The following is an 18,557-nucleotide window of genomic DNA, read 5'->3' as shown; positions in this document are numbered from 1 at the left end:
CCGCGGAGGATCGCTTTCCGCCGTCAAATCAGCAATCCTCAGCGGCATTTGGACAGCTGATCGAGAATCGCGAGGTCTCTTGGCTTGCCGTCTGGTGGCAACTGGTGCCTCACCACCTCAAAGGGCTCGACACCGTAAGCCATTCGATAAATATCCTTCGATCTCGTCCTCAGCGTCGAGATTGCCGCTGCCGTTTCCGGAGTCAATGGCTGATCACCAGCCTGCCACGTCAATAGCCAGTAATGCGGAGTCTCGGCGCGAACCGCAAAACGTCTCGCCAGTTCTTCTTTCTGGAAGAGGTCTGAGAACCCATTCAGCCAAAAATCGCAATTCTCCCTCTGGACGTAGAAGAGATTCACCCCCAACCCGCGAAGCGTTGTTTCCGCCGTATCGGCAGTCCCCAGCGCGACCTTCTTGAAATCGCGCGCGACATCGCTCTGATAGGTATGAATGACCTTGCCTCGCGTGAGGAGCGGCGAGAAATAGCATGGCACCAACGCGCGATAGCCGTTGAGAGGCAGAATGCGCTCAGACCCCGTCGATTGCTGCAGTTCGTCACAGCGCTGCCAGTCCAGGCTGACACGGGGCAACTGGCGAAGGGGGCGCCCGGTCACAAAAGCGACGGTCCCGTCGTCCCTGAAGCTCTGCCAGGGATAGGAAAGGGTTGTCCAGGCGCAGGTGATCAGGAGCGCCAGAAGGGCCACATGAGGCGCGTAGCGCCCGGGGGACCAGGTTGAGGCCAACCGCCGCACGATGACCAGCGCCCAACAGGCGATGGCCACGGTCGCGAGCGGGAATAGCGCGGTGACATGAACGGATAGCCTGATCAGGCTCGGAATATTCAGCGTCATATCCAGAAGCCGGACGCTGGCTACGTAGGCGATGATGATCAAGAGCCCCACAGCATTGAACGACATTTGCGACTTCGAGGCGCCGGAGCGATCCGGAAACAGCTTCGAGTCGATGTAAGCCACGGTGCAAGTTGCCGCCGCGAGAGCAATGGCAACGAGGAGAACGGACCTGACCTGCTTGAAGAAGGCGAACAACCCCGCCTTGCTGAGGAAGTCGCTGACCTCCAGCGACTGCGCCAGCACGAAATAGTCGAGAATATCGAGGCTTCCGAATTGTGAGAAACGCTCGACCGATGCGGCGCCCCGGAACAGCGAATACGGGTTGGTGGCCGGGATTCCGAGGTAGAGATAATTGACGGAGAAGGCCAATATGCACCCGGCGATCGCTCCGACCCCGAGCAGCACGCCGGTCATGACGCCGGACAGGTCGCGCTGAAGCGCCTTGGTGAGCACTCCCAACGCCGAAATCAAAAAGACGAACGCGGCGTAGAGCGGATAGGAAGCCGCGACGGCAAAGGCGCAAATGCCGGCGGCGAGCCTGTCTCGACTTTGGGAAGAGCGGATGACGACCAGCAGGAAATAGACGAAGAATGCCGCTGTCTGAAGGTGGTACTTTCCAAACTCCATGATGTGGAGGCCGGGTGTAACGGTCGGCACCGTCCTCGGCCAAGCAAGCCCGAGAATTGCCAGGCCGAGTGCGATCGGGATCGCAGCCTCTTCGCACCGGCGTCCGAAAGCCTGGAATGGAAGAACGAGGCGGGCGAGCTCGAAAATGACGGCGCCGATCCCGACGAAGTAGAGAAACGAAATGATCTGGGCGACGTGGGGCGGCAGGAACGTCGCCAGCAACAGGTGCAGCCCGTTTCCGTGACCGATCTCGAAGTCGGAGAAGATGGGATTGTCGGCCGCAAGCCAGATGCTGTGATTTCTCGCGACCTCCGCCAGATACGGGGCGTAGAGCTGTTGAACGTCGGTCGAAATGACATCGGGTATGATGGCGCGGTCGAGGAACACCGTCGCCAGAAGCCAAAGACCCAGCAGCGATGTTGCGATCAGCGGCAAGGTCACCGCGGGTTTCTGCGGCCTCCGAAAGCTGCGGCTGTCCCACAGCAGAACCGCGATCGCCAATCCGAGAACGATTTGTGGGTACAGGATGGAAAGAGCGCCTAGCCCAAATCCCGTCAAGACGAGCGTGGCCGCGCCGACAAAGAACTCGTCGACGCGCTGAGTGGGTTCGTGCCTGATGAGCGAGAACGTCAGGCGGCCGGTCGCCATGATGAACCAGCCGAGATACGGCGTCAGGACGATCCAGGCGAGGACGTAAAATCGCGTTGTCCAGCCACCGTCAAATAGCAGCGTTCGATAAGTGCCGTCGCGGTTCAGGCACCAGATGGAAAGAGCGGCCGGCGCGAAAATGAGCGCGCGCCACGACCATCTCTCGACGATGGTACGAAAACGCACCTCGGCAGATGTCATCGCATGGTCTTGTCCGGCGTTGCCCATGCTAGACCGGCGCTGCATCGGTTCGTTCGGCGATGGCCCGCGCCTCCTCAGGGCTGAAGCCGGTGCGCTCGGGCGCGATCAGCCATACCAGCCCGCCGAACAGCCCGACGATCAGGCCGCCAAGACCCAGCAGGACCGATATCGCGAGCGCCTTGTCGGATGCGATCCCGGCGAGGCCAAGCGCAGCGACCATCGCGCCTTCGCGCACGCCCCAGCCTCCGATCGAGATGGGGACCGCGGAAGACAGGATGACGAGCGGGACCAGCACGAAGGCGTCAAGTGCGGTGAGGGGCGCCTCCAGTCCGATCGCGAGGACATAGCAGGTCGCAACGGTGATCAGGTGGACGACAATGGCTGATACGATCAACATTGCCCGCCCTCCGGCCAGCAACGGAGCCCTGACCAGCATCGCGAATTGCACGATCCTGGCCGGCACGGCCGCGATCAGGCGTGGCGGCCACCGGTCCAGCGTCGCCAGGGCGATTGCGCCGAGGCATGCAGCCGCCAGAACGGTCACGATCGCGAAAAGGAGTGAGTTGTCGTGGACACGAGGCAGCAGGAACGGCATTCCCGCCAGGACGATGAGACCGAGCGCCAGCAGCGCCAGGAAGCGATCGGCCACGATGCTGCCGATCGTCTGCGACCATTGCACGCCATTCCGCCGCAGCATCCAGATCCGGACCGCGTCACCGCCCGCGGGTAGCACCTGATTGAAAAAGGTGCTGATGATCAGAATGCGCCAGCCGGCCAGCCATCTCAGGGGCACGCTCATGGCGCGGAGGATCAGGATCCAGCGGTGGCAGAGAATGAAGGTCTGGGCGAACAGCAGCAACACAGCAAGCGCCAGCATGTTCAAGTTGACGGCGAGAAGATCGGCTTTCAGGGACGACAAGTCCTGGCTGCGCAAGAGCAATACCAGGATCCCGATCGACACCGCGAACTTGACCAGGGTAACCAGTGCTTTTGCAGGCGGCTTCATTGTCTGGTTTCGTCCTCGATCATTCACGGCGGGATCGTCGAGCAGCGATAGGGGTGGAAATTTACCGTCTCGCCAGATGCTCCACGGCGAGCGCACCAATCCGCGTGACGTAGTCGTGGACCTCGGCAGCGTCGCCGCCATCCGGGGCCCAGTCGGGAAATGCCGTGCGTGAGGGATCGAACGGGCCGGCGGTGGTTTCGTGGAACACCAGCCATTCCGAGGTGATCAGGATCGAGTGGAAGACCTTTTCGGGCATCCGGTAATAGCAGCGCTTGCCCTGGCCGTAGGGCGCCATCTCGAGGACGTCGCGAATGCGGCCGTCATCCTCGAAGATCACGACCTGCGCAGTGCCCTCGATCACGTGAAACGATTCAGGTTTGCCAAAATGCTTGTGGGGCCGGACATAGGCCTCGCGATGATGCACGATCAGCATCTCGTGCAGGCTGGACGCGGGATCGGGGTGCGTGCACAGCCGGCTGCGCAGACGCGGGTTGCCGGCGGCGATGCGTTTCAGCTCGACGATCGTGGCGTCATCCGCCGTGACGATGGCGTCGTCCGAATAATACACTTCCGGATTTTGCGCGCGTAGCGACGTCGGCCGGCGCAGGCCGGCTTCATTCGAAGAAGATGAACCCATGGTCGCCCCGATAGCCGCATTTGTCGTAGATCCACGCCCAGGTTTCCGGGCCGTGGAAGCTCAGGCAGGTGAGCTGCCAGTAGAGGAGGTTCGCCTTCTCGCGCTCGTTGCGGAACGATTCCACCATCAGATATTTCGAGGTGCCGCGCCCGACGCGCTCGATCTCCGACACCGCGCGGAACACGTCCTCGAGCGGAAGGTTGTGCAGCACGCCGAGCGACACCACGAGGTCGAAGCTGTGATCGGGGTAGGGGAGCTCGACGGCGCTGCCGACCTTCAGCAGCGGCCGCACCTCCTCCTTGGCGTTGGCGATGCCGTAGTCGGAGATGTCGATGCCGGCGATCCCGAGGTCGGGGACAAGCTGGCTGAACTCGTAGAGCAGGTAGCCCTTGCCGCAGCCGACGTCGAGCACGCTCATGCCGGGCTTGATGCCGTAGCGATCGATCAGGGTCTGGGCGAGCGGGCGCCAGCGTCCGTCATAACGATAGCCGCCATAGCCGTAGCGCCGGTCGCCGTCCCAATAGTCCTGCCCCCATTGCCGCGCGACGGTGGCCGATTCCGCCTTGTCGTGCTCGACCACGCGCTGAACGTAGTTCCGCCTGGTCGATGCGTGCATCGGTTGGAGCAGGTTGATCTCGCTCATGGGGCCCAACCGGTCCGCGGCATCGTCACAGGATGGTGGCGTATTTATTGACCAGCAGGATGTCCTCGACGGCCTGGATGTCCTTCTGCGACGACAGCGTGATCTCCTCGACGGCGGCGTGGAGGTCGCAGCCCTCGCGCAGCACGCGGTCGTAGATCTCCCGTCGCCGTGCCTCGTCGGGCGGCAGCATGAAGATGCTGTAGAGGATCAGGCCATTCAGGCGGGGCAACTCGTCCAGGATGTCCTCGAGCACCATGTAGCTGCCGGGCATGATGTGCTCGACGGCGCTGAGCAGAAATTGCAGGTTCTTGCGCCGCGCGTAGTCGCGGATCACGATGTTCTGGACGTGCTGCGGGGTGCGGCTGCCGTTCAGCGGCCGCGCGCCGATATAGCCGCGATGGCCGGCTCGCTCAGCCATGGAAGCCCCCTGGGAGCTTGTATTGCATGCCGACCCGCGTCGCCGGGCGCAGCAGGATCGGTTCGAAGAACTCGCCGAAGCGCTTATCCGCGTAGGGCGACATGATGCTCTTGAAGCGGCAGTTCATGCTCCAGCGCGTGCCGGGCTCCTCGTTGACACGATTGCCGTGCATCAGGGTCTGGTTGAACAGCATCACGTGACCGTAGGGGATCTCGATGAAGGTCGCGTGCGGCTTGATCGTCTTGTACAGCTCCTCGGCGCTGCGCAGGCTTGCCATCCGGTCCTGCATATCGCCGTTCAGCGACGGCGGCAGCAGATACATCGCCTTGGTGTGGTGGACGTCCACCAGCGGCACCCACACCACGACCTCGAACGGCGAGTCGCCCGACCAGACATCGGAATGGGTGGCGAGCAGCGAGGAATCGTCGCCGGGCATCTGGATGCTGAGATTGACGCGGCGCTGCATGCAGAGCTCGTTGCCGACGATGGTCTCGATCGTCGAACGCGCCAGGCGGAAATAAGTCGGCCGGAACCACGGCTCGGCGTTGAGGCCGTTGAAGACGTGCAGCCGCAGGCCGTTGAGATCGTCCACGCTCACTCGTGTGTGGATGCTGTCCAGCATCGCATAGGGATCGTTGCTGTGCGGCAGCTTGAGATAATCGGCCGCCAGCTCGGCGGCGCGCCGCTGGATGCGGTCGAGGCCTGCGCGATCGTCGGCCGGCGTGGTGACGAAGCCGTTGTCGATGAAGCGCTGCGCCAGCGCCTGCTCATCGGCCTGAAGGAAGTCCGTATCCGTCATGCAAAATACTCCCGGGCGGTCGCGCAGATATAGCTGATATCGGCGGCCGACAGGAACTGGTTGATGGGAAGCGTGAGGATCTGGTCTGCCTGCCGCTCGGTCACCGGGAACGCGCCGCGGCCTTGACCCAGATGCGCCGCCGCCGGCTGCAAATGGATCGGGACCGGATAATGGATCGCGGTCTCGATGCCCTTGTCGGCCAGATATTTCTGGAAGTCGTTGCGGCGGTCGGTCTGCACCACGAAGGTGTGGAAGGTGTTGAACTCGATGTTGCGGCAGGGCGGAATGAACAGAGGAAGCCCTGCGAGCTCGGCGCGGTATTGCGCGGCGTTGCGCCGCCGACGCTCGATCACGGAGGGCAGGTGACGCAGGCGAATGCGCAGCACCTCGGCCTGCAGCGTGTCGAGCCGGGATACGATGCCCCACTCCTGGACGTCACTGCGGTTGATGAGGCCGTGATTGCGCAGCCGGCGGATTCTTGCGGCGAGCTCGGCGTCGGCAGTGACGAGGAAGCCGGCATCGCCCGCGGCGTTGAGATTCTTCAAGGGGTGGGCGGAGAAGCAACCGAACGTGCCGATGGTGCCGCTCATCCGCCCGTCATAGGTCGAGCCGACCGCCTGGGCGCTGTCCTCGATCACGGCGAGCGCGTGCTTGTCCGCGATCGCCATCAGCGGGTTCATGTCGGCCATGCGTCCGGTCAGGTGTACCGGCATGATCGCCTTGGTGCGCGGCGTGACGGCCGCCTCGACCGCGGCCGGATCGATGTTCTGGTCCGGCAGCACGTCCGCAAAGACAGGCGTGGCGCCGACCGCGATGATCGCGGCGGTCGAGGCCACGAACGAATTCGGCGGGGTGATCACCTCGTCGCCGGGACCGATGTCGAGCGCCCGCAAGGCGAGGATCAGCGCGTCGGTGCCGGAATTCAGCGTCACGACATGGGGCGAGCCGAGATAGGCGGACAATTCCTCCTCGAGCTTTCCGACCGCCGCGCCTCCGATGAAGTCGCCGCGGGAAAACACGCCCTCGACCGCCTGCATGATCTCGGCGCGCTCTTCCTCGAACTGGGCGGGAAGATTGACGTAACCGATGCGCCGGCGGCCGGTGTCAGCGTCCATGGCAGAACTTCCTGACGGTCTCGATGACGCGGTCCTGCTGTGCGCGCGTCAGATGCTGGTCGACGGGGAAGCTGATGACTTCCTTGGCGTGGCGGTCGGTGACCGGGAAGGTGCCGGGCGCGTAGCCGAGATGCTTGAGGCCTTCCTGCTGATACAGCGGGATCGGATAGTGGATCTTGGCCTCGATGCCGTTGTCCAGGCAGTATTGGTAGAGCTCGTCGCGGCGTTCGGCGAACACCATGTAGAGATGGTAGACGTGCTTCACGTTGGGCCGGCGCGGCGGAACGCGCAGGCCGGGCAGGCCGGCAAGGCCCGCGTCGTAATAGGCCGCGTTCTCGATTCGGCGCCGCGTGATCTCGCTGGTCTGGCCGATCAGCCAGTTGCCGACGACGGCCTGCAGGGAATCGAGCCGCGAATTGCAGCCGAGGATCGCGATCTCGTCGCGGTTCTTCATGCCGTGGTTGCGGATCAGGCGGAGCTTCTCGTTCATGCCGTCGTCATTGGTGACGACGACGCCGGCATCGCCCCAGACGTTGAGGTTCTTGAGCGGATGCAGGGAGAAGCCGGCGGCGATGCCGTGGGTGCCGGAACGCTTGCCGGCGAACTCCGACAGGATGCCCTGGCAGGCGTCCTCGACGACGGGAAGGTTATGGCGCTGCGCGATGGCCATCAGCTTGCCCATGTCGGTGACCTCGCCGGTCAATTGAACCGGCATGATCGCCTTGGTCTTCTTGGTGATGGCGGCTTCGACCTGGTCGACGTTCATGCAGAAGGAATCGTCGCAGTCGACCAGCACCGGGGTGGCGCCGGTTTCCGCGATCGCGCCGACGGTGGCGATGAAGGTGTTGGCGGCGGTGATGACCTCGTCGCCATGGCCGATGCCGAGCGCCTTGAGCGGCAGCTTGAGTGCGTCGGTGCCTGATCCGACGCCGATGGCGTGACGCACGCCGATCAGTTCGGCAAAGCGCTTCTCGAATTCGGCGACGGGCTTGCCAAGGGTGAAGTCACCGGTCGCGACCAGCCGGCCGATCTCGGCCAGGATCGGGGCGGGGTCGGAGAATTGCTCGAGCAGATAGGAATATCGAACGTCGTACATGTGACCCGTCAGGTGGAATGGAGTTGAGGAGCGGAGGTGCGCGACGCCGCGAGCGCGTGCTCGATCGAGGTCGCAATGGCGTTGGGCGCGAGGCCGTGCTTCTTCAGCAGCGAGTCCTGCGAGCCGTAATTGTGCATGAAGCGGTCCGGCAGCGACAGCCGCAGCATCGCGGGCAGGCCGGAGCCGAGCTTGTCGATCAGCGTCTCCGCAACCGCACTGCCGAGGCCGCCGGAGGGCACGTGCTCCTCCAGCGTTGCCACGAGCTTGATGCCGCGGATCGCCTGCAGCAGCGCTTCGGTGTCGAGCGGCTTCACCGTATGCATGTGCAGGATGCCGGCGCGAATGCCTTGCGCGGCCAGCAGGTCGGCTGCGGCGATGGCGCGCTGGAGCATGATGCCGGTGGTCACCATGAGGACGTCGCCCGGCGGGCGCATCAGGATGGCCTTGCCGATCTCGAAGCCGTGCTCGGCCTTCGAGACGATGGCATCACCGCCCTTGCCGAGCCGGATGTAGATCGGTCCGGTCCAGTCGAGCGTCTTGTCCATCATGCGCGCGGCCTCGTCGGCGTCGCATGGGCAGACCACCGTCATGTTCGGCAGCGCCCTCATGATGGCGATGTCCTCGATCGCCTGGTGGGTGGGGCCGAGCGGCGCGTAGACGAGCCCGCCGCCATTGGCGATCAGCCGCACCGGCAGATTGTGCAAACAGAGATCGACGGCCACCTGCTCGTAGCAGCGGCGGGTGAGGAAGGTCGCGATGGTATTGACGTAAGGCACGAAGCCTTCCATCGCGAGGCCGGCCGACATGCCGATGATGTGCGCTTCCGAAATGCCCTCGATCAGATGGCGCTTGGGAAACTCCTTGCTCATCGCACGCAGCGTGCCGGCGCCGGGATCGGAGCCGATGTAAAGCACACGCTCGTCGCGCGCGGCGAGCTTGTGGACCATGTTCATCGCGGTGTTGCGCATGGGGAGCCGATCAAAAATCGCCGACGGCGACGCGGATGGCGTCGAGCTCACTGTCGGACAGCTTGTTCTTGTGATGCCAATCGGCGTTGGATTCTGCGGGCGGCAGACCCTTGCCCTTGACGGTATGGCAGATCATCGCGGTGGGCTTGCCCGGTACGGCCGGGACCTGCTTCAGGACGGTGCGCAGGGCGCCGACGTCGTGGCCGTTGAGCTCCTGCACGGCAAAGCCGAAGCTGCGCCATTTGTCCGCAAGCGGCTCCAGCGGCAGCACGTAGTCGGTGGGGCCGTAGCTCTGAAGCTTGTTGTAGTCGATCATCGCGACGAGGTTGTCGAGCCCGTGCTTGGCCGCGCCCATGGCGGCCTCCCACACCGATCCTTCGTTGATCTCGCCGTCGCCGAGCAGCACGAAGGTCCGGTAATTGCGCTCGCGCATGCGGGCGGCGAGCGCAAGGCCGACGCCGATCGACAGGCCGTGTCCGAGCGCGCCGGTCGACGCCTCGACACCCGGCACCATGCCGTATTCGGGATGTCCGCCCAAGATACTGTCGGAGCCGCAAAAGCCGTCGAGCTCCGACAGCGGGAAGAAGCCGCGATCGGCGAGCAGCGCGTAGAGCGCCAGGCACCCGTGCCCCTTGCTGAGGATCGCGCGGTCGCGTTCCGGATCGCGCGGGTTGTTCGGATCGATCCGCAGGATGTCGTCGTAGAGCACGCGGACCATTTCGATCAGCGACAGGGCCGGACCGACATGGCCGCGTCCTGCGGAGCGAACAGAACCAAGGACCAGGCGGCGCAAATAGAGACTGCGCTCGTCCAGCGTGCAGGTGAGGGCGGCTTCAGCGTGGGGTGAGATCTGGATCACGTTGGCAAATCGTTTGATGAAGCCGGCGTGCTTTGTCGAGCTGACCGGCAAGGCGGACCGTCAGATCGCCACCTTGCGCAGCCAAGGCGCGCCGGGAGCGGCTTTCGGGCAAATAGGCATTCAGGACAATCAGGCACCAGATCGCCCCGAACACAGGATACAGTACGTCACGGCGGATCGCAAACGCGTCATCCCTAGCCGCAAAGGCTTGCGTGAGGCGTTCGATGAGGCGATTCGCGCTTGTTGCGGGCAGATCGCTGCCGGGGTGGATCGCGGTATCGGACAGCAGTTTGACCGGATCGTCCCAGCCGAAATATTCGAAGTCGATGAAGCGCAGGCGGCCGTCTTCGCCGCGCAGCGCGTTGTGCAGTCCGAAATCGGACGGGCTCAATGCGCGATGCGCGGGCAGAAGGTCCGCTGCGGGATCCCGCCCCAGTTCCGCATAACGTTGGCGGAGCCTTCGGATGGCGACGGCCGTGCTGGGAACCAGGCTGCCGTCGATGAACGTACGCAGCTCGGGGTGATCCTGCGACTCGCGCGTCAACCCGTCGAGGCGCTGCTCGTACTGGGCGATGGCTTCCTCGGGTGAAAAGATGCTGGCTGACGCATTGCGCAAGGTCTGCGCACCTTCGGCGTCGCGCAGCTTCTGCAATTCGATCAGGAAATCGGCCAGCTGGTCGGCATCGTCGTCCCGGGGACGCAGCACCGCCGCGTCACCGTCGAACCATTGATACAGCGCGCAGAACGCATCCGCGTCCTTTGCAATCGGCCGCGGCGTCGATGTAATCCCATGGCGCGACAGAAACGTCAGCGCGTCATATTCCTGTCCCAGCCGGTCGCGCCCGTCGGACGGATAATGCTTGAGGGCGAGGGGTGGACCCTCCGCCATCTCCAGCCGAAACACCCTGTTGTTGCCGCCGGACCGCGCCGGGTGGGCGGCCGCGACCGTTGCTCCGGCAAGGCGGCTGCCGATCGAGATCGCATCCGCTGCGCTGATGTCGGGCTCGCTCATGCCGCAAACACCTCGTCGCGGATGCCGGCCCATGTCGCGATCGGCGTGCAATGTTCGGGGTGCGGGGACTGCGAATGCGTGAACAGGATCGATCGCGTGTCCTTCGGGAAATGCGGCTGCTCGAAGACCTCCACGAGATCGTCGATGAAGATGTCCAGCTCCAGGCTCGCGAGCCTGTCGACCTTGGCCGCCATCGTGTCCTCGAAATAAACATCGCCGCTGGCCACTGCCGCCTCCGCAGCGTCGATGAGGCCGGCGCCACGCAGCCAGCCGCGTGCGGCCTCGCGCAGGTCGGTATGGTCGGGGTCCTGATGACCGAATCGGGTCTTGTGGCTGACGATGTACACCCTGGCGCCGGCCTGTCTGCACGCCGCGAGGAATTCGCGCACGCCCGGATAAATTTCGGCGCCGCCAATGCCCTTGCCGTAGACGAAGCCTTGCAGGCCTTGCCAGGCGAGCTCGCCACCCGTGCGGGATCGCAAGAGATCCCGCACATCGTTCTTCAGCCCCTCCCAGCCCTCCGGCACCAGGTCGCGCTGACGCGCCGCGGCGGCAAAGACCTTGTCGTAGCAGATGATCGTGTTGTCGAAATCGATGCCGATCCGCACGCCGCTCACTTCAGGCTGATGTTCTGCATCATCTTGATGTTGAAATACCGGGGATCGTTGAGCGAGTTCGGCAGGCGGCCGGACCTGAAGGCGTCCACGAGGCCGGACACGGCCTGCTCGATCGTGTGCGTCGGTGCAAATCCGAGTTCGCGGCGGATCTTCTCCGAGGAGACGTGGTAGGAGCGCAGATCGTCGGTCGGCTCGACGGCGACCTCGACGTTGTTTCCGACCACCGATTTGACGATGTCGGCGATCTTCATCAGCGAGTGGTTCTCGTAGCCGATATTGTAGGTCTTGCCGTCGATCTTCGCGTCATCCTGCTGCAGCAGGAACAGATAAGCCGCCGACATGTCCTCGATGTGCAGATTGGGCCGCTTCTGCGTTCCGCCGAACACGCGGATGCGGCCGGTGTTGACCGCGAGGTTGGTCAGGATGTTGACCACGACGTCGAGCCGCTGCCGCGGTGCATAGCCGCAGACGGTGGCGGGACGAACCGTGCAGGTGACGAAGCCGGCCGCGGCCTCTTCGGCGAGGTCGGTCTCGCACATCGCCTTGAACTTGGAGTAGTCCGTGAGCGGCTCGCAGGACAGTTCCTCGGTCACCTCGGCCTCGTCCTTGATGCCGTAGACGCTCGAGGAGGAGGCGTAGATGAAGCGCTTGATGCCGGCCTTCTTCGCGGCGCGCACCATGGGGCGGAAGCAGTCGTAGTTGATGGACTTGCCGAGCCCCGGATCGAGCTCGAACGAGGGGTCGTTGGAGATGCAGGCGAGGTGGATCACCGCATTGTTGCCGCGCAGGGCCTCGTTGATCGCGGCCTCATCGCGGATGTCGCCCTTGATCAGGCGAAGGTTCGGATTGTTGCGAACCGCGTCGAAGACGGATTCGCCATACATGAACAGGTCGAGCACCGTGACCTTGTGGCCCGCTGCCAGCAACTGGGGAACCAGCACGCTGCCGACATAGCCGGCGCCGCCGGTGACCATCACGTTCCATTTCTGATCAATCACTGTCGTTCTCCAGATTTCCGGTTCGCGTTACTTCAACAACGCGGTGACGAATTTGACCAGCGGCGCCTTTTCGACCGAGTTGCGGTGACCGACGATGCCGACCTTGATCGCGCCTGCCGCGTTGCCGATGAAGGCGACGTCCTCGATATTGCCGCCGGCCGCCACCAGCGGCGCCGTGATCGTCAGGAAGGCGTCGCCGGCGCCGACCGTGTCGACGACGGTCTTGGTGAAAGCGGGCACGCGCGCGACGCCGGTCTTCGACGAGAAGGGGTAGCAGCCGAAGGAGCCGTGCGTGATGATCATGTTGTCGCAATCGATCTTGCCGTGCAGGCGATTCTCGATCACCGACGCGATGTCGCTGAACTTGTCGGTCGCGGCCAGCCGCGCTTCCGGCGCGTCGATGCAGACGTAGTCGGCCCGCGGATATTTCGTGATCAGATTGTAGCCGTGGTTTCCGCTGTTGCTCTGGGCGTTGACCGCCAGGAACTTGGAGTTCGCGATGAGCGTGTCGATGGTGCTGGACGCGATCATGCCGTGACCGAAATCGGTGACGATCACCACGTCTCCGCCACGAACGCGCTCGGCGGTGATTCGGTCGATCTCCTTGCGCTCGGCCTCGTCGAGCGGCGTGTCGTCCATGGTGTAGACTTCGAAGAGCTTGTGCAGATAGCCCATCTCGACGTACCGCAATTTGCGGGTCGTCGGTCGGCCCTGAATGCGGATCGGCGTCAGCGTGACATTCGGGCGGACATGCGCGCGAATGAACTCCTCGGGGTAGTCGTTGCCGCCCAGCGTCGTGACGATCTCCACCGACTTGCAGAAGCTCGCCACGTGATTGGCCGCGGCAATGACGCCGCCGGCAAATTGCTCGCCATTCTTGAGCAGAGTGGCGACGATGTTCTCCTTCGAAGCCTTCCCGAGCGCCGTGACGTACTGGTATTCGTCGATGATGGTATCGCCGACCAGCACGACGTGCATGTCCTGGATCTTGTCGATCAGCTTCAGCAGGCGTTCGGCGCCGCCGCCTTCGCGTACCTTCTGGAGGTAGTCGCGCAGGGGGGGATCGTAGATGTCGAAATAGCGGTTCAGCAGCGACGACGAGCTGAAGGTGACGTCGCGCGTGAAGACGATCCGTCCGCCATGACGTTCGACGGCCTCGCGCTCGGTGGCGATCTTGCCGGTGACGTCATCCTCGGGATTCTCGTAGTCCGAGCCCTTCACGTAGGTGTCGGGGCGCACGGTATCGAGGACCGGCTCGGCGCTGGAGGTCCGGTTGATGCCGACCCAGTCGACCGTGCCGAGCGCGGCCAGCATCTCGGCGCGCATGTTCTCCGGAAAGATCGGCCGTCCCGGGCCCTTGTTGACGAAACGGTCGGCGGTGATGGTCACGATGACCACGTCGGCCTCGTTGCGCGCCGCCAGGATGTGCCGGACGTGGCCGAGATGCACCAGATCGAACACGCCGTGGCAGAGCGCGACGGTCAGGCCCTTGGCCTGCGCGGCGCGCGCAATCTCGCCCAGTTCCTCGATCGTCCTGATCTTGTCGTGCGGTGCCGGATGGCCGGTCGGCTTGTCTGTCGCAGCATTACCCATGTGGATTACCCAAAGCGCCGGCAGGTCTCAGATGGCCGGCCTGAAATGATCGACTCGCAGCAACGATATCTGGCGAGCCTGTTCAAGAGCTTGGCTTCTGCGGTGAGCCGTCGTCGTCACCGAGATATTTGAACCAGTCCTTGGTGGCGTCGGCGATCTTGTCGACCGTCCACAAGGGCGCGTCCTTGTACTGATCCATCGACTTCAGCATCGTCGCGACGCCGTCCTCGAATTTCACCTTCGGCGTCCAGTTCAGGACCCGTTTGATTTTGGTGATGTCGGCGTAGGTGCAATCGGGCTCGCCCGGACGCTTGGGAATATGAACCTTGTCGCCGCCGAGAAGCTCGACCAGCCGGTTGACGCTGTAGGTGTTGTCCGAGCCGACGTTGAATATTTCGTGCGAGATATCGGAGCGCGCGGCGGTGACGAAGGCGTCCGCGACGTCGCTGACGAAGGTGAAATCGCGCGTCTGCTCGCCGTCGCCGACCACCGTGAAGGGCTTTCCGGCAAGCTTCTGCGCCATGAAGACGCCGAACACGGCGCCGTAGGTGCCGGTGGTGCGATGGCGCGGCCCGTACACGTTGAACAGGCGCAGCGCGACCGCAGGCAGTTTGTAGACCTGGCACCAGTGCATGACGCACTGCTCGCCGAGATTCTTGGTAAGCGCGTAGGGATACATCGGCCGGATCTCGGCGCTCTCCGGCGTCGGATAGACGTCGGGAATGCCGTAACAGGACGACGAGGCGGCGTAGACGAAGCGCTTGGCGCCCGCGTGCCGCGCCGCTTCGAGGACGTTGACCGTGCCGTCGACATTGGCGCGATGATACGGGATCGGGGACTCGATCGAGGGAACGATGTCGGCCAGCGCCGCCAGATGGAAGACCCAGTCGATACCGTGGAAATACGGCTTGATCGACTCGAGATCGGTGACGTCGGCCCGGACGACTTTCAACTGGCTCGAACCGGCGCGTGCGGCCAGATTTTCGGGGCGACCGATCACGAAATTATCGAGCGCGATGACCTCGTGGCCGTCGTCGAGGAGACGATCGACGAGGTGACTTCCAATGAAGCCGGCGCCGCCAGTAACGATGCATTTCATGAGGAACATCCGTGACGCGAATGCCCAGCGAAACAGGCCCGCCAATGTTGAGTGAAACCCGAAAGCCGACTACCAGCCGCTCGCCGACTTTGCAAGTATTATACCTTTGCAATCCTTGGTAATAGCCGGTATCACCCGGTCATGTTGCAATCGAGCCGCCAGCCCATGCCCGCCGTGTCCGTCGATCCCGATCACAAGGCTTTCCTCGACGATTACGTGGGGCGCCTCCACCGCGCGACGGCGATCGACGACGGCGCTTTCGCCGCAATCTCCGCCACCCGCGCCACATGGTTGCGCGCGCGCGAGCAGGGCGGCCGCGTTATCTTCATCGGCAATGGCGGCTCGGCCGGCATCGCTTCGCATCTGGCGATCGATCTGGCGAAGAACGCATCGGTGCCTGCGCTCTGCTTCAGCGACGCGAGCATGATGTCGTGCCTTGCCAACGATTACGGATTCGAGGACTGGATCGCGCACGCCGTGCGGCTGAGCGCACGTGCCGGCGACTGCCTCGTCGCGATCAGCTCCTCGGGGCGCTCGAAGAACATCCTCAACGCGGTTGCGCAGGCGCGGACGATGAAGCTCGACGTGATCACGCTGTCGGGCATGAATGCGGACAATCCGCTGCGCAATCTCGGCGACGTCAATTTCTTCGTCGATAGCCGCAGCTACAACATTGTCGAGACCACGCACCAGTTCTGGATGATGGCCGCGATCGACCTCGTGATCGGTCGCGCGGAATATCCGGCATCCTGAGGCGGGCATCCGATGCAGTCGCGGTTCAAACAGGCGGCCCTGTTTTCGGTAAAGCTGCTGCTGTCGATTGCCGTCCTGGTCTACATCGCGCGCGGCCTCGATCTGCAGCGGTTGCGCAGCCATCTCGTCTCGGTCGATCCTTTGCTGTTCGTCCTGGCGCTGGCGCTGATCTTCTTCCAGACCTTCGTGCTCAACGGCCGGTGGGAGCTGATCATGCGCGCGCTCGGCGTGTCGCTGGACTGGCTCGCGGGCTGGCGGATCCTCATGATCAGCCTCTGGTTCAATCAAGTGTTGCCGTCCTCGGTCGGCGGTGATGCGGTGCGGATGTGGCTGCTGCGCCAGCGCGGCGTGCAGTGGCCGGAGGCGGTCAAGGGCGTTGCAGCCGACCGTTTCACGGCATTGATCGGGCTGATCGCGCTGATGGTGGCCGGATTGCCGTTCCTGTTGTCGCGCGTGTCCGATCAGGCCGCGATCCTGGCCATCGGCGGGCTGACGCTGGCCGGCGTCGCCGGCACCGTGGTTCTGTTGACGCTCGACCGTCTGGCCAAGCGCCTCACCGCCCATCCGGCGATCGCAAGCTTCGTCCGGTTCGGAGCGCTGGTCAGGTTTCTCCTGCTGCAGTCCGAGCGCCGTGCTTTGCTGTTCGGGTCGGCGCTGCTCATCCATCTCGTGACCGCGGCGGCCTGCTTCGCCCTGGCGCGCGGTGTCGGAGCACAGCTTTCGGTGGTGGACGCCGGCATCCTGATTCCGCCCGTGGTGCTGTTGACGGCGGTCCCGATCTCGATCAGCGGGTGGGGTGTTCGCGAGGGGGCGATGGTCGCCTGCCTCGGTCTGGCGGGTGTCCCTTCCGAGGAGGCGCTGTCGGTTTCGCTGCTGCTGGGCGCCATCAGCGTGATCATCGGGCTCGTCGGCGGCGCGATCTGGCTGGCAAGTCCGGAGCGCGGATCGTATTCAGCGGACAAGGCCGCCAAGGCGGCGGAGGAAGCCCCCAGCTACGACGGGCTGGGCAAGGAAGTCTCGAGCCACCCATGACCCGCTTGAGTCCGTTGCTGGCGGTCTGGTCTTCACGGGGTGGGATTGCCTCACCCGATCGCATATCTCATTTTTCGGTTCCACGATGAAAAATCTGTTCTACGTCCGCCACACCTGCCGCCTCTGTCATTCGGACAAGCAGGAGCTTGTCGTCCCGATGGCAGGCATGCCGATCGGCACGCCGAACTTCCAGGTCCCGGACGCCAGCGTCGACGATCCCGTGTTCCGCGCTGCGGTGCCGATGGCGCTGCATCTGTGCAGGGATTGCGGCCATCTCCAGATTCTCCATGTCGGTAATCCCGAGATCCAGTACCGCAACTACGTCTACACCACTTCGCTCTCGCTCGGTCTGCGCGAGCACTTCGCCGGCTACGCCAACGACGTCGTCAGCCGCTTCGGTGTCGCGCCCGGCTCGCTGGTCGTCGAACTCGGCAGCAACGATGGATCGCTGCTCGGCTTCTTCAAAGAGCGCGGCATGCGGGTGTTGGGTGTCGATCCCGCTGTGGACATCGCGAAGCGCGCGACGGAAGCGGGGATCGAGACCATCGGCGACTTCTTCACCGATGCCATTGGTCACCGCATCCTGCAGAGCCACGGTGCGGCGAGCGTCGTGATCGCCAACAACATGATCGCCAATGTCGACAATCTCGATCCGCTGGTGATCGGGGTTCGCGACGTGCTCGCGCCGGACGGATTGTTTGTCTTCGAAACGCAATACGGCGTCGACGTCACCGAGAAGAACCTGCTCGACACCGTCTATCACGAGCATCTGTCGTATTTTAACATCAAGCCGCTGATCCGCTTCTTTGCCCGGCTCGGCATGGAGCTGATCGACGTCCAGCACATCTGGACCAAGGGTGGCTCGATCCGCGTGACCGTGCAGCGTGCCGGTGGCGCCAAGAAGCCGTCGGCTGAGGTCGCGCGCTTCGTCGCCGAGGAAGAACGGCTGGGCGTCGATCAGCCGGCCTATTATGCGCCCTATGTGAAGCGGATCGCCGCGATCCGCGACGAGCTGGTCGCGATGGCTGATGCCGCCCATGCGCGCGGGCAGCTCGTTGCCGGCTACGGCGTCTCGGTCGGCACCACGACGCTGCTGCCGCAGTTCGGCCTGGAGAACAAGATCGACTTCCTGGTCGACGACGATCCCAAGAAGGGGAACGTGATGGCCGGCCCGGGTTACGACATCCCGATCCTGCCGCCTGCCGCCCTTTACGAGCGCAAGCCGGCGTTCGTCGTCGTCTTCGCCTGGCGCTATGTCGACCCGATCCGGGCCAAGCACGCCCGCTACTTCGCCGAAGGCGGAAAGTTCGTGGTGCCGCTGCCGGGCATTTCCATGGTCGAGCGGGCCGATTGACCGCGCAACGGCGCCGAGTGCGGACGCTCCGGGGGAGCGTCCGGAAGGAACCGGACGGGCGCTGCGATTGCGCCCTGAAGGGTGGGTGGATAAGCCTTTGATCCGGCTGGGCTCTGCTCTAGCGCCCGGGAAGGTCGGCTGGTCCAGTCGGGCCCTCTATATCTTGACCTTTGGTCCTATCCGCAGTAGATACCCCGCACTCGCAGCCGGCCCGTTAGACGCGGATCTCCG

At 63.9% G+C, this 18,557-nt stretch carries 18 protein-coding genes; 3 read left to right on the top strand and 15 right to left on the bottom strand.

Translation table 11 applies throughout. The features are described from left to right. Positions 1–38 precede the first annotated feature (38 nt). The 15 genes from XI03_RS30115 to XI03_RS30045 all read right to left on the bottom strand — a co-directional run bounded on the left by XI03_RS30115 (position 39) and on the right by XI03_RS30045 (position 15,187). Positions 39–2,327: a hypothetical protein gene (locus tag XI03_RS30115; protein ID WP_271594144.1), complete on the bottom strand. Its 2,289-nt coding sequence runs from the start codon at positions 2,325–2,327 to the stop codon at positions 39–41. A 28-nt stretch (positions 2,328–2,355) separates the two neighbouring features. Next, positions 2,356–3,429, bottom strand: a complete 1,074-nt coding sequence (locus XI03_RS30110; protein WP_271594195.1) for a lysylphosphatidylglycerol synthase transmembrane domain-containing protein — start codon at positions 3,427–3,429, stop codon at positions 2,356–2,358. Further along, positions 3,395–3,970, bottom strand: coding sequence for a WbuC family cupin fold metalloprotein (locus XI03_RS30105; protein ID WP_095426218.1), 576 nt, complete (start codon positions 3,968–3,970; stop codon positions 3,395–3,397). The genes XI03_RS30110 and XI03_RS30105 overlap by 35 nt, the downstream gene beginning before the upstream one ends. Next, on the bottom strand, positions 3,948–4,613 hold the full coding sequence (locus XI03_RS30100; RefSeq protein WP_271594143.1) for a class I SAM-dependent methyltransferase: 666 nt from the start codon (positions 4,611–4,613) through the stop codon (positions 3,948–3,950). The genes XI03_RS30105 and XI03_RS30100 overlap by 23 nt, the downstream gene beginning before the upstream one ends. A gap of 25 nt (positions 4,614–4,638) precedes the next feature. Then, positions 4,639–5,031: an LIC12192 family sporadic carbohydrate cluster protein gene (locus tag XI03_RS30095; protein WP_018322238.1), complete on the bottom strand. Its 393-nt coding sequence runs from the start codon at positions 5,029–5,031 to the stop codon at positions 4,639–4,641. Next, positions 5,024–5,830: a sporadic carbohydrate cluster 2OG-Fe(II) oxygenase gene (locus XI03_RS30090; RefSeq protein WP_018322239.1), complete on the bottom strand. Its 807-nt coding sequence runs from the start codon at positions 5,828–5,830 to the stop codon at positions 5,024–5,026. The genes XI03_RS30095 and XI03_RS30090 overlap by 8 nt, the downstream gene beginning before the upstream one ends. Continuing rightward, on the bottom strand, positions 5,827–6,945 hold the full coding sequence (locus tag XI03_RS30085; protein ID WP_271594142.1) for a DegT/DnrJ/EryC1/StrS family aminotransferase: 1,119 nt from the start codon (positions 6,943–6,945) through the stop codon (positions 5,827–5,829). The genes XI03_RS30090 and XI03_RS30085 overlap by 4 nt, the downstream gene beginning before the upstream one ends. Continuing rightward, a complete protein-coding gene (locus XI03_RS30080) occupies positions 6,935–8,041 on the bottom strand; it encodes a DegT/DnrJ/EryC1/StrS family aminotransferase (RefSeq protein WP_028141025.1) in 1,107 nt (368 codons plus the stop codon). The genes XI03_RS30085 and XI03_RS30080 overlap by 11 nt, the downstream gene beginning before the upstream one ends. Positions 8,042–8,049: 8 nt before the next feature. Next, on the bottom strand, positions 8,050–9,009 hold the full coding sequence (locus tag XI03_RS30075) for a transketolase family protein (RefSeq protein WP_028141024.1): 960 nt from the start codon (positions 9,007–9,009) through the stop codon (positions 8,050–8,052). Between the two features lie 10 nt (positions 9,010–9,019). After that, positions 9,020–9,868 carry a transketolase gene (locus tag XI03_RS30070; RefSeq protein ID WP_271594141.1) on the bottom strand — a complete coding sequence of 283 codons (849 nt, stop codon included), beginning with the start codon at positions 9,866–9,868 and terminating at the stop codon, positions 9,020–9,022. Beyond that, entirely contained in the window at positions 9,843–10,880 is a 1,038-nt protein-coding gene (locus XI03_RS30065; RefSeq protein ID WP_271594140.1) for an aminoglycoside phosphotransferase family protein, read from the bottom strand. Before XI03_RS30065 ends, XI03_RS30070 begins: the two co-directional genes overlap by 26 nt. Further along, positions 10,877–11,488, bottom strand: coding sequence for a hypothetical protein (locus tag XI03_RS30060; protein WP_271594139.1), 612 nt, complete (start codon positions 11,486–11,488; stop codon positions 10,877–10,879). The genes XI03_RS30065 and XI03_RS30060 overlap by 4 nt, the downstream gene beginning before the upstream one ends. A 5-nt stretch (positions 11,489–11,493) precedes the next feature. Then, on the bottom strand, positions 11,494–12,495 hold the full coding sequence (locus tag XI03_RS30055; RefSeq protein WP_028141020.1) for an NAD-dependent epimerase/dehydratase family protein: 1,002 nt from the start codon (positions 12,493–12,495) through the stop codon (positions 11,494–11,496). 27 nt (positions 12,496–12,522) lie between these two features. After that, positions 12,523–14,088 (bottom strand): PfkB family carbohydrate kinase, encoded by a 1,566-nt coding sequence (locus XI03_RS30050; protein ID WP_028141019.1) that lies wholly within the window; start codon positions 14,086–14,088, stop codon positions 12,523–12,525. Between the two features lie 82 nt (positions 14,089–14,170). After that, a complete protein-coding gene (locus tag XI03_RS30045; RefSeq protein ID WP_271594138.1) occupies positions 14,171–15,187 on the bottom strand; it encodes an SDR family oxidoreductase in 1,017 nt (338 codons plus the stop codon). A gap of 165 nt (positions 15,188–15,352) precedes the next feature. Here XI03_RS30045 and XI03_RS30040 point away from each other — a divergent pair, with 165 nt between their 5' ends. The 3 genes from XI03_RS30040 to XI03_RS30030 all read left to right on the top strand — a co-directional run bounded on the left by XI03_RS30040 (position 15,353) and on the right by XI03_RS30030 (position 18,326). Next, positions 15,353–15,940, top strand: a complete 588-nt coding sequence (locus XI03_RS30040; protein WP_240536482.1) for an SIS domain-containing protein — start codon at positions 15,353–15,355, stop codon at positions 15,938–15,940. A 12-nt stretch (positions 15,941–15,952) separates the two neighbouring features. Further along, complete coding sequence (locus XI03_RS30035; protein ID WP_271594137.1) at positions 15,953–16,972, top strand: lysylphosphatidylglycerol synthase transmembrane domain-containing protein; 1,020 nt, start codon at positions 15,953–15,955, stop codon at positions 16,970–16,972. 85 nt (positions 16,973–17,057) lie between these two features. Beyond that, positions 17,058–18,326, top strand: coding sequence for a class I SAM-dependent methyltransferase (locus tag XI03_RS30030; protein ID WP_028141015.1), 1,269 nt, complete (start codon positions 17,058–17,060; stop codon positions 18,324–18,326). The last annotated feature ends 231 nt before the right edge of the window (positions 18,327–18,557 follow it).

The organism is Bradyrhizobium sp. CCBAU 65884 (assembly GCF_028128835.1).
Classification (GTDB): Bacteria; Pseudomonadota; Alphaproteobacteria; order Rhizobiales; family Xanthobacteraceae; genus Bradyrhizobium; species Bradyrhizobium ottawaense.
The sequence above is the reverse complement of the archived record's forward strand: the minus strand, read 5'-3'. Positions and strand labels throughout refer to the sequence as shown.

Coding starts and splice junctions, on each gene's coding strand:
- XI03_RS30045 (WP_271594138.1), bottom strand. CDS start 15,187: ATGAAATGCATCGTTACTGGCGGCGCCGGCTTCATTGGAAGTCACCTC.
- XI03_RS30040 (WP_240536482.1), top strand. CDS start 15,353: ATGCCCGCCGTGTCCGTCGATCCCGATCACAAGGCTTTCCTCGACGAT.
- XI03_RS30115 (WP_271594144.1), bottom strand. CDS start 2,327: ATGACATCTGCCGAGGTGCGTTTTCGTACCATCGTCGAGAGATGGTCG.
- XI03_RS30065 (WP_271594140.1), bottom strand. CDS start 10,880: ATGAGCGAGCCCGACATCAGCGCAGCGGATGCGATCTCGATCGGCAGC.
- XI03_RS30090 (WP_018322239.1), bottom strand. CDS start 5,830: ATGACGGATACGGACTTCCTTCAGGCCGATGAGCAGGCGCTGGCGCAG.
- XI03_RS30080 (WP_028141025.1), bottom strand. CDS start 8,041: ATGTACGACGTTCGATATTCCTATCTGCTCGAGCAATTCTCCGACCCC.
- XI03_RS30075 (WP_028141024.1), bottom strand. CDS start 9,009: ATGCGCAACACCGCGATGAACATGGTCCACAAGCTCGCCGCGCGCGAC.
- XI03_RS30095 (WP_018322238.1), bottom strand. CDS start 5,031: ATGGCTGAGCGAGCCGGCCATCGCGGCTATATCGGCGCGCGGCCGCTG.
- XI03_RS30105 (WP_095426218.1), bottom strand. CDS start 3,970: ATGGGTTCATCTTCTTCGAATGAAGCCGGCCTGCGCCGGCCGACGTCG.
- XI03_RS30100 (WP_271594143.1), bottom strand. CDS start 4,613: ATGAGCGAGATCAACCTGCTCCAACCGATGCACGCATCGACCAGGCGG.
- XI03_RS30085 (WP_271594142.1), bottom strand. CDS start 6,945: ATGGACGCTGACACCGGCCGCCGGCGCATCGGTTACGTCAATCTTCCC.
- XI03_RS30035 (WP_271594137.1), top strand. CDS start 15,953: ATGCAGTCGCGGTTCAAACAGGCGGCCCTGTTTTCGGTAAAGCTGCTG.
- XI03_RS30050 (WP_028141019.1), bottom strand. CDS start 14,088: ATGGGTAATGCTGCGACAGACAAGCCGACCGGCCATCCGGCACCGCAC.
- XI03_RS30030 (WP_028141015.1), top strand. CDS start 17,058: ATGAAAAATCTGTTCTACGTCCGCCACACCTGCCGCCTCTGTCATTCG.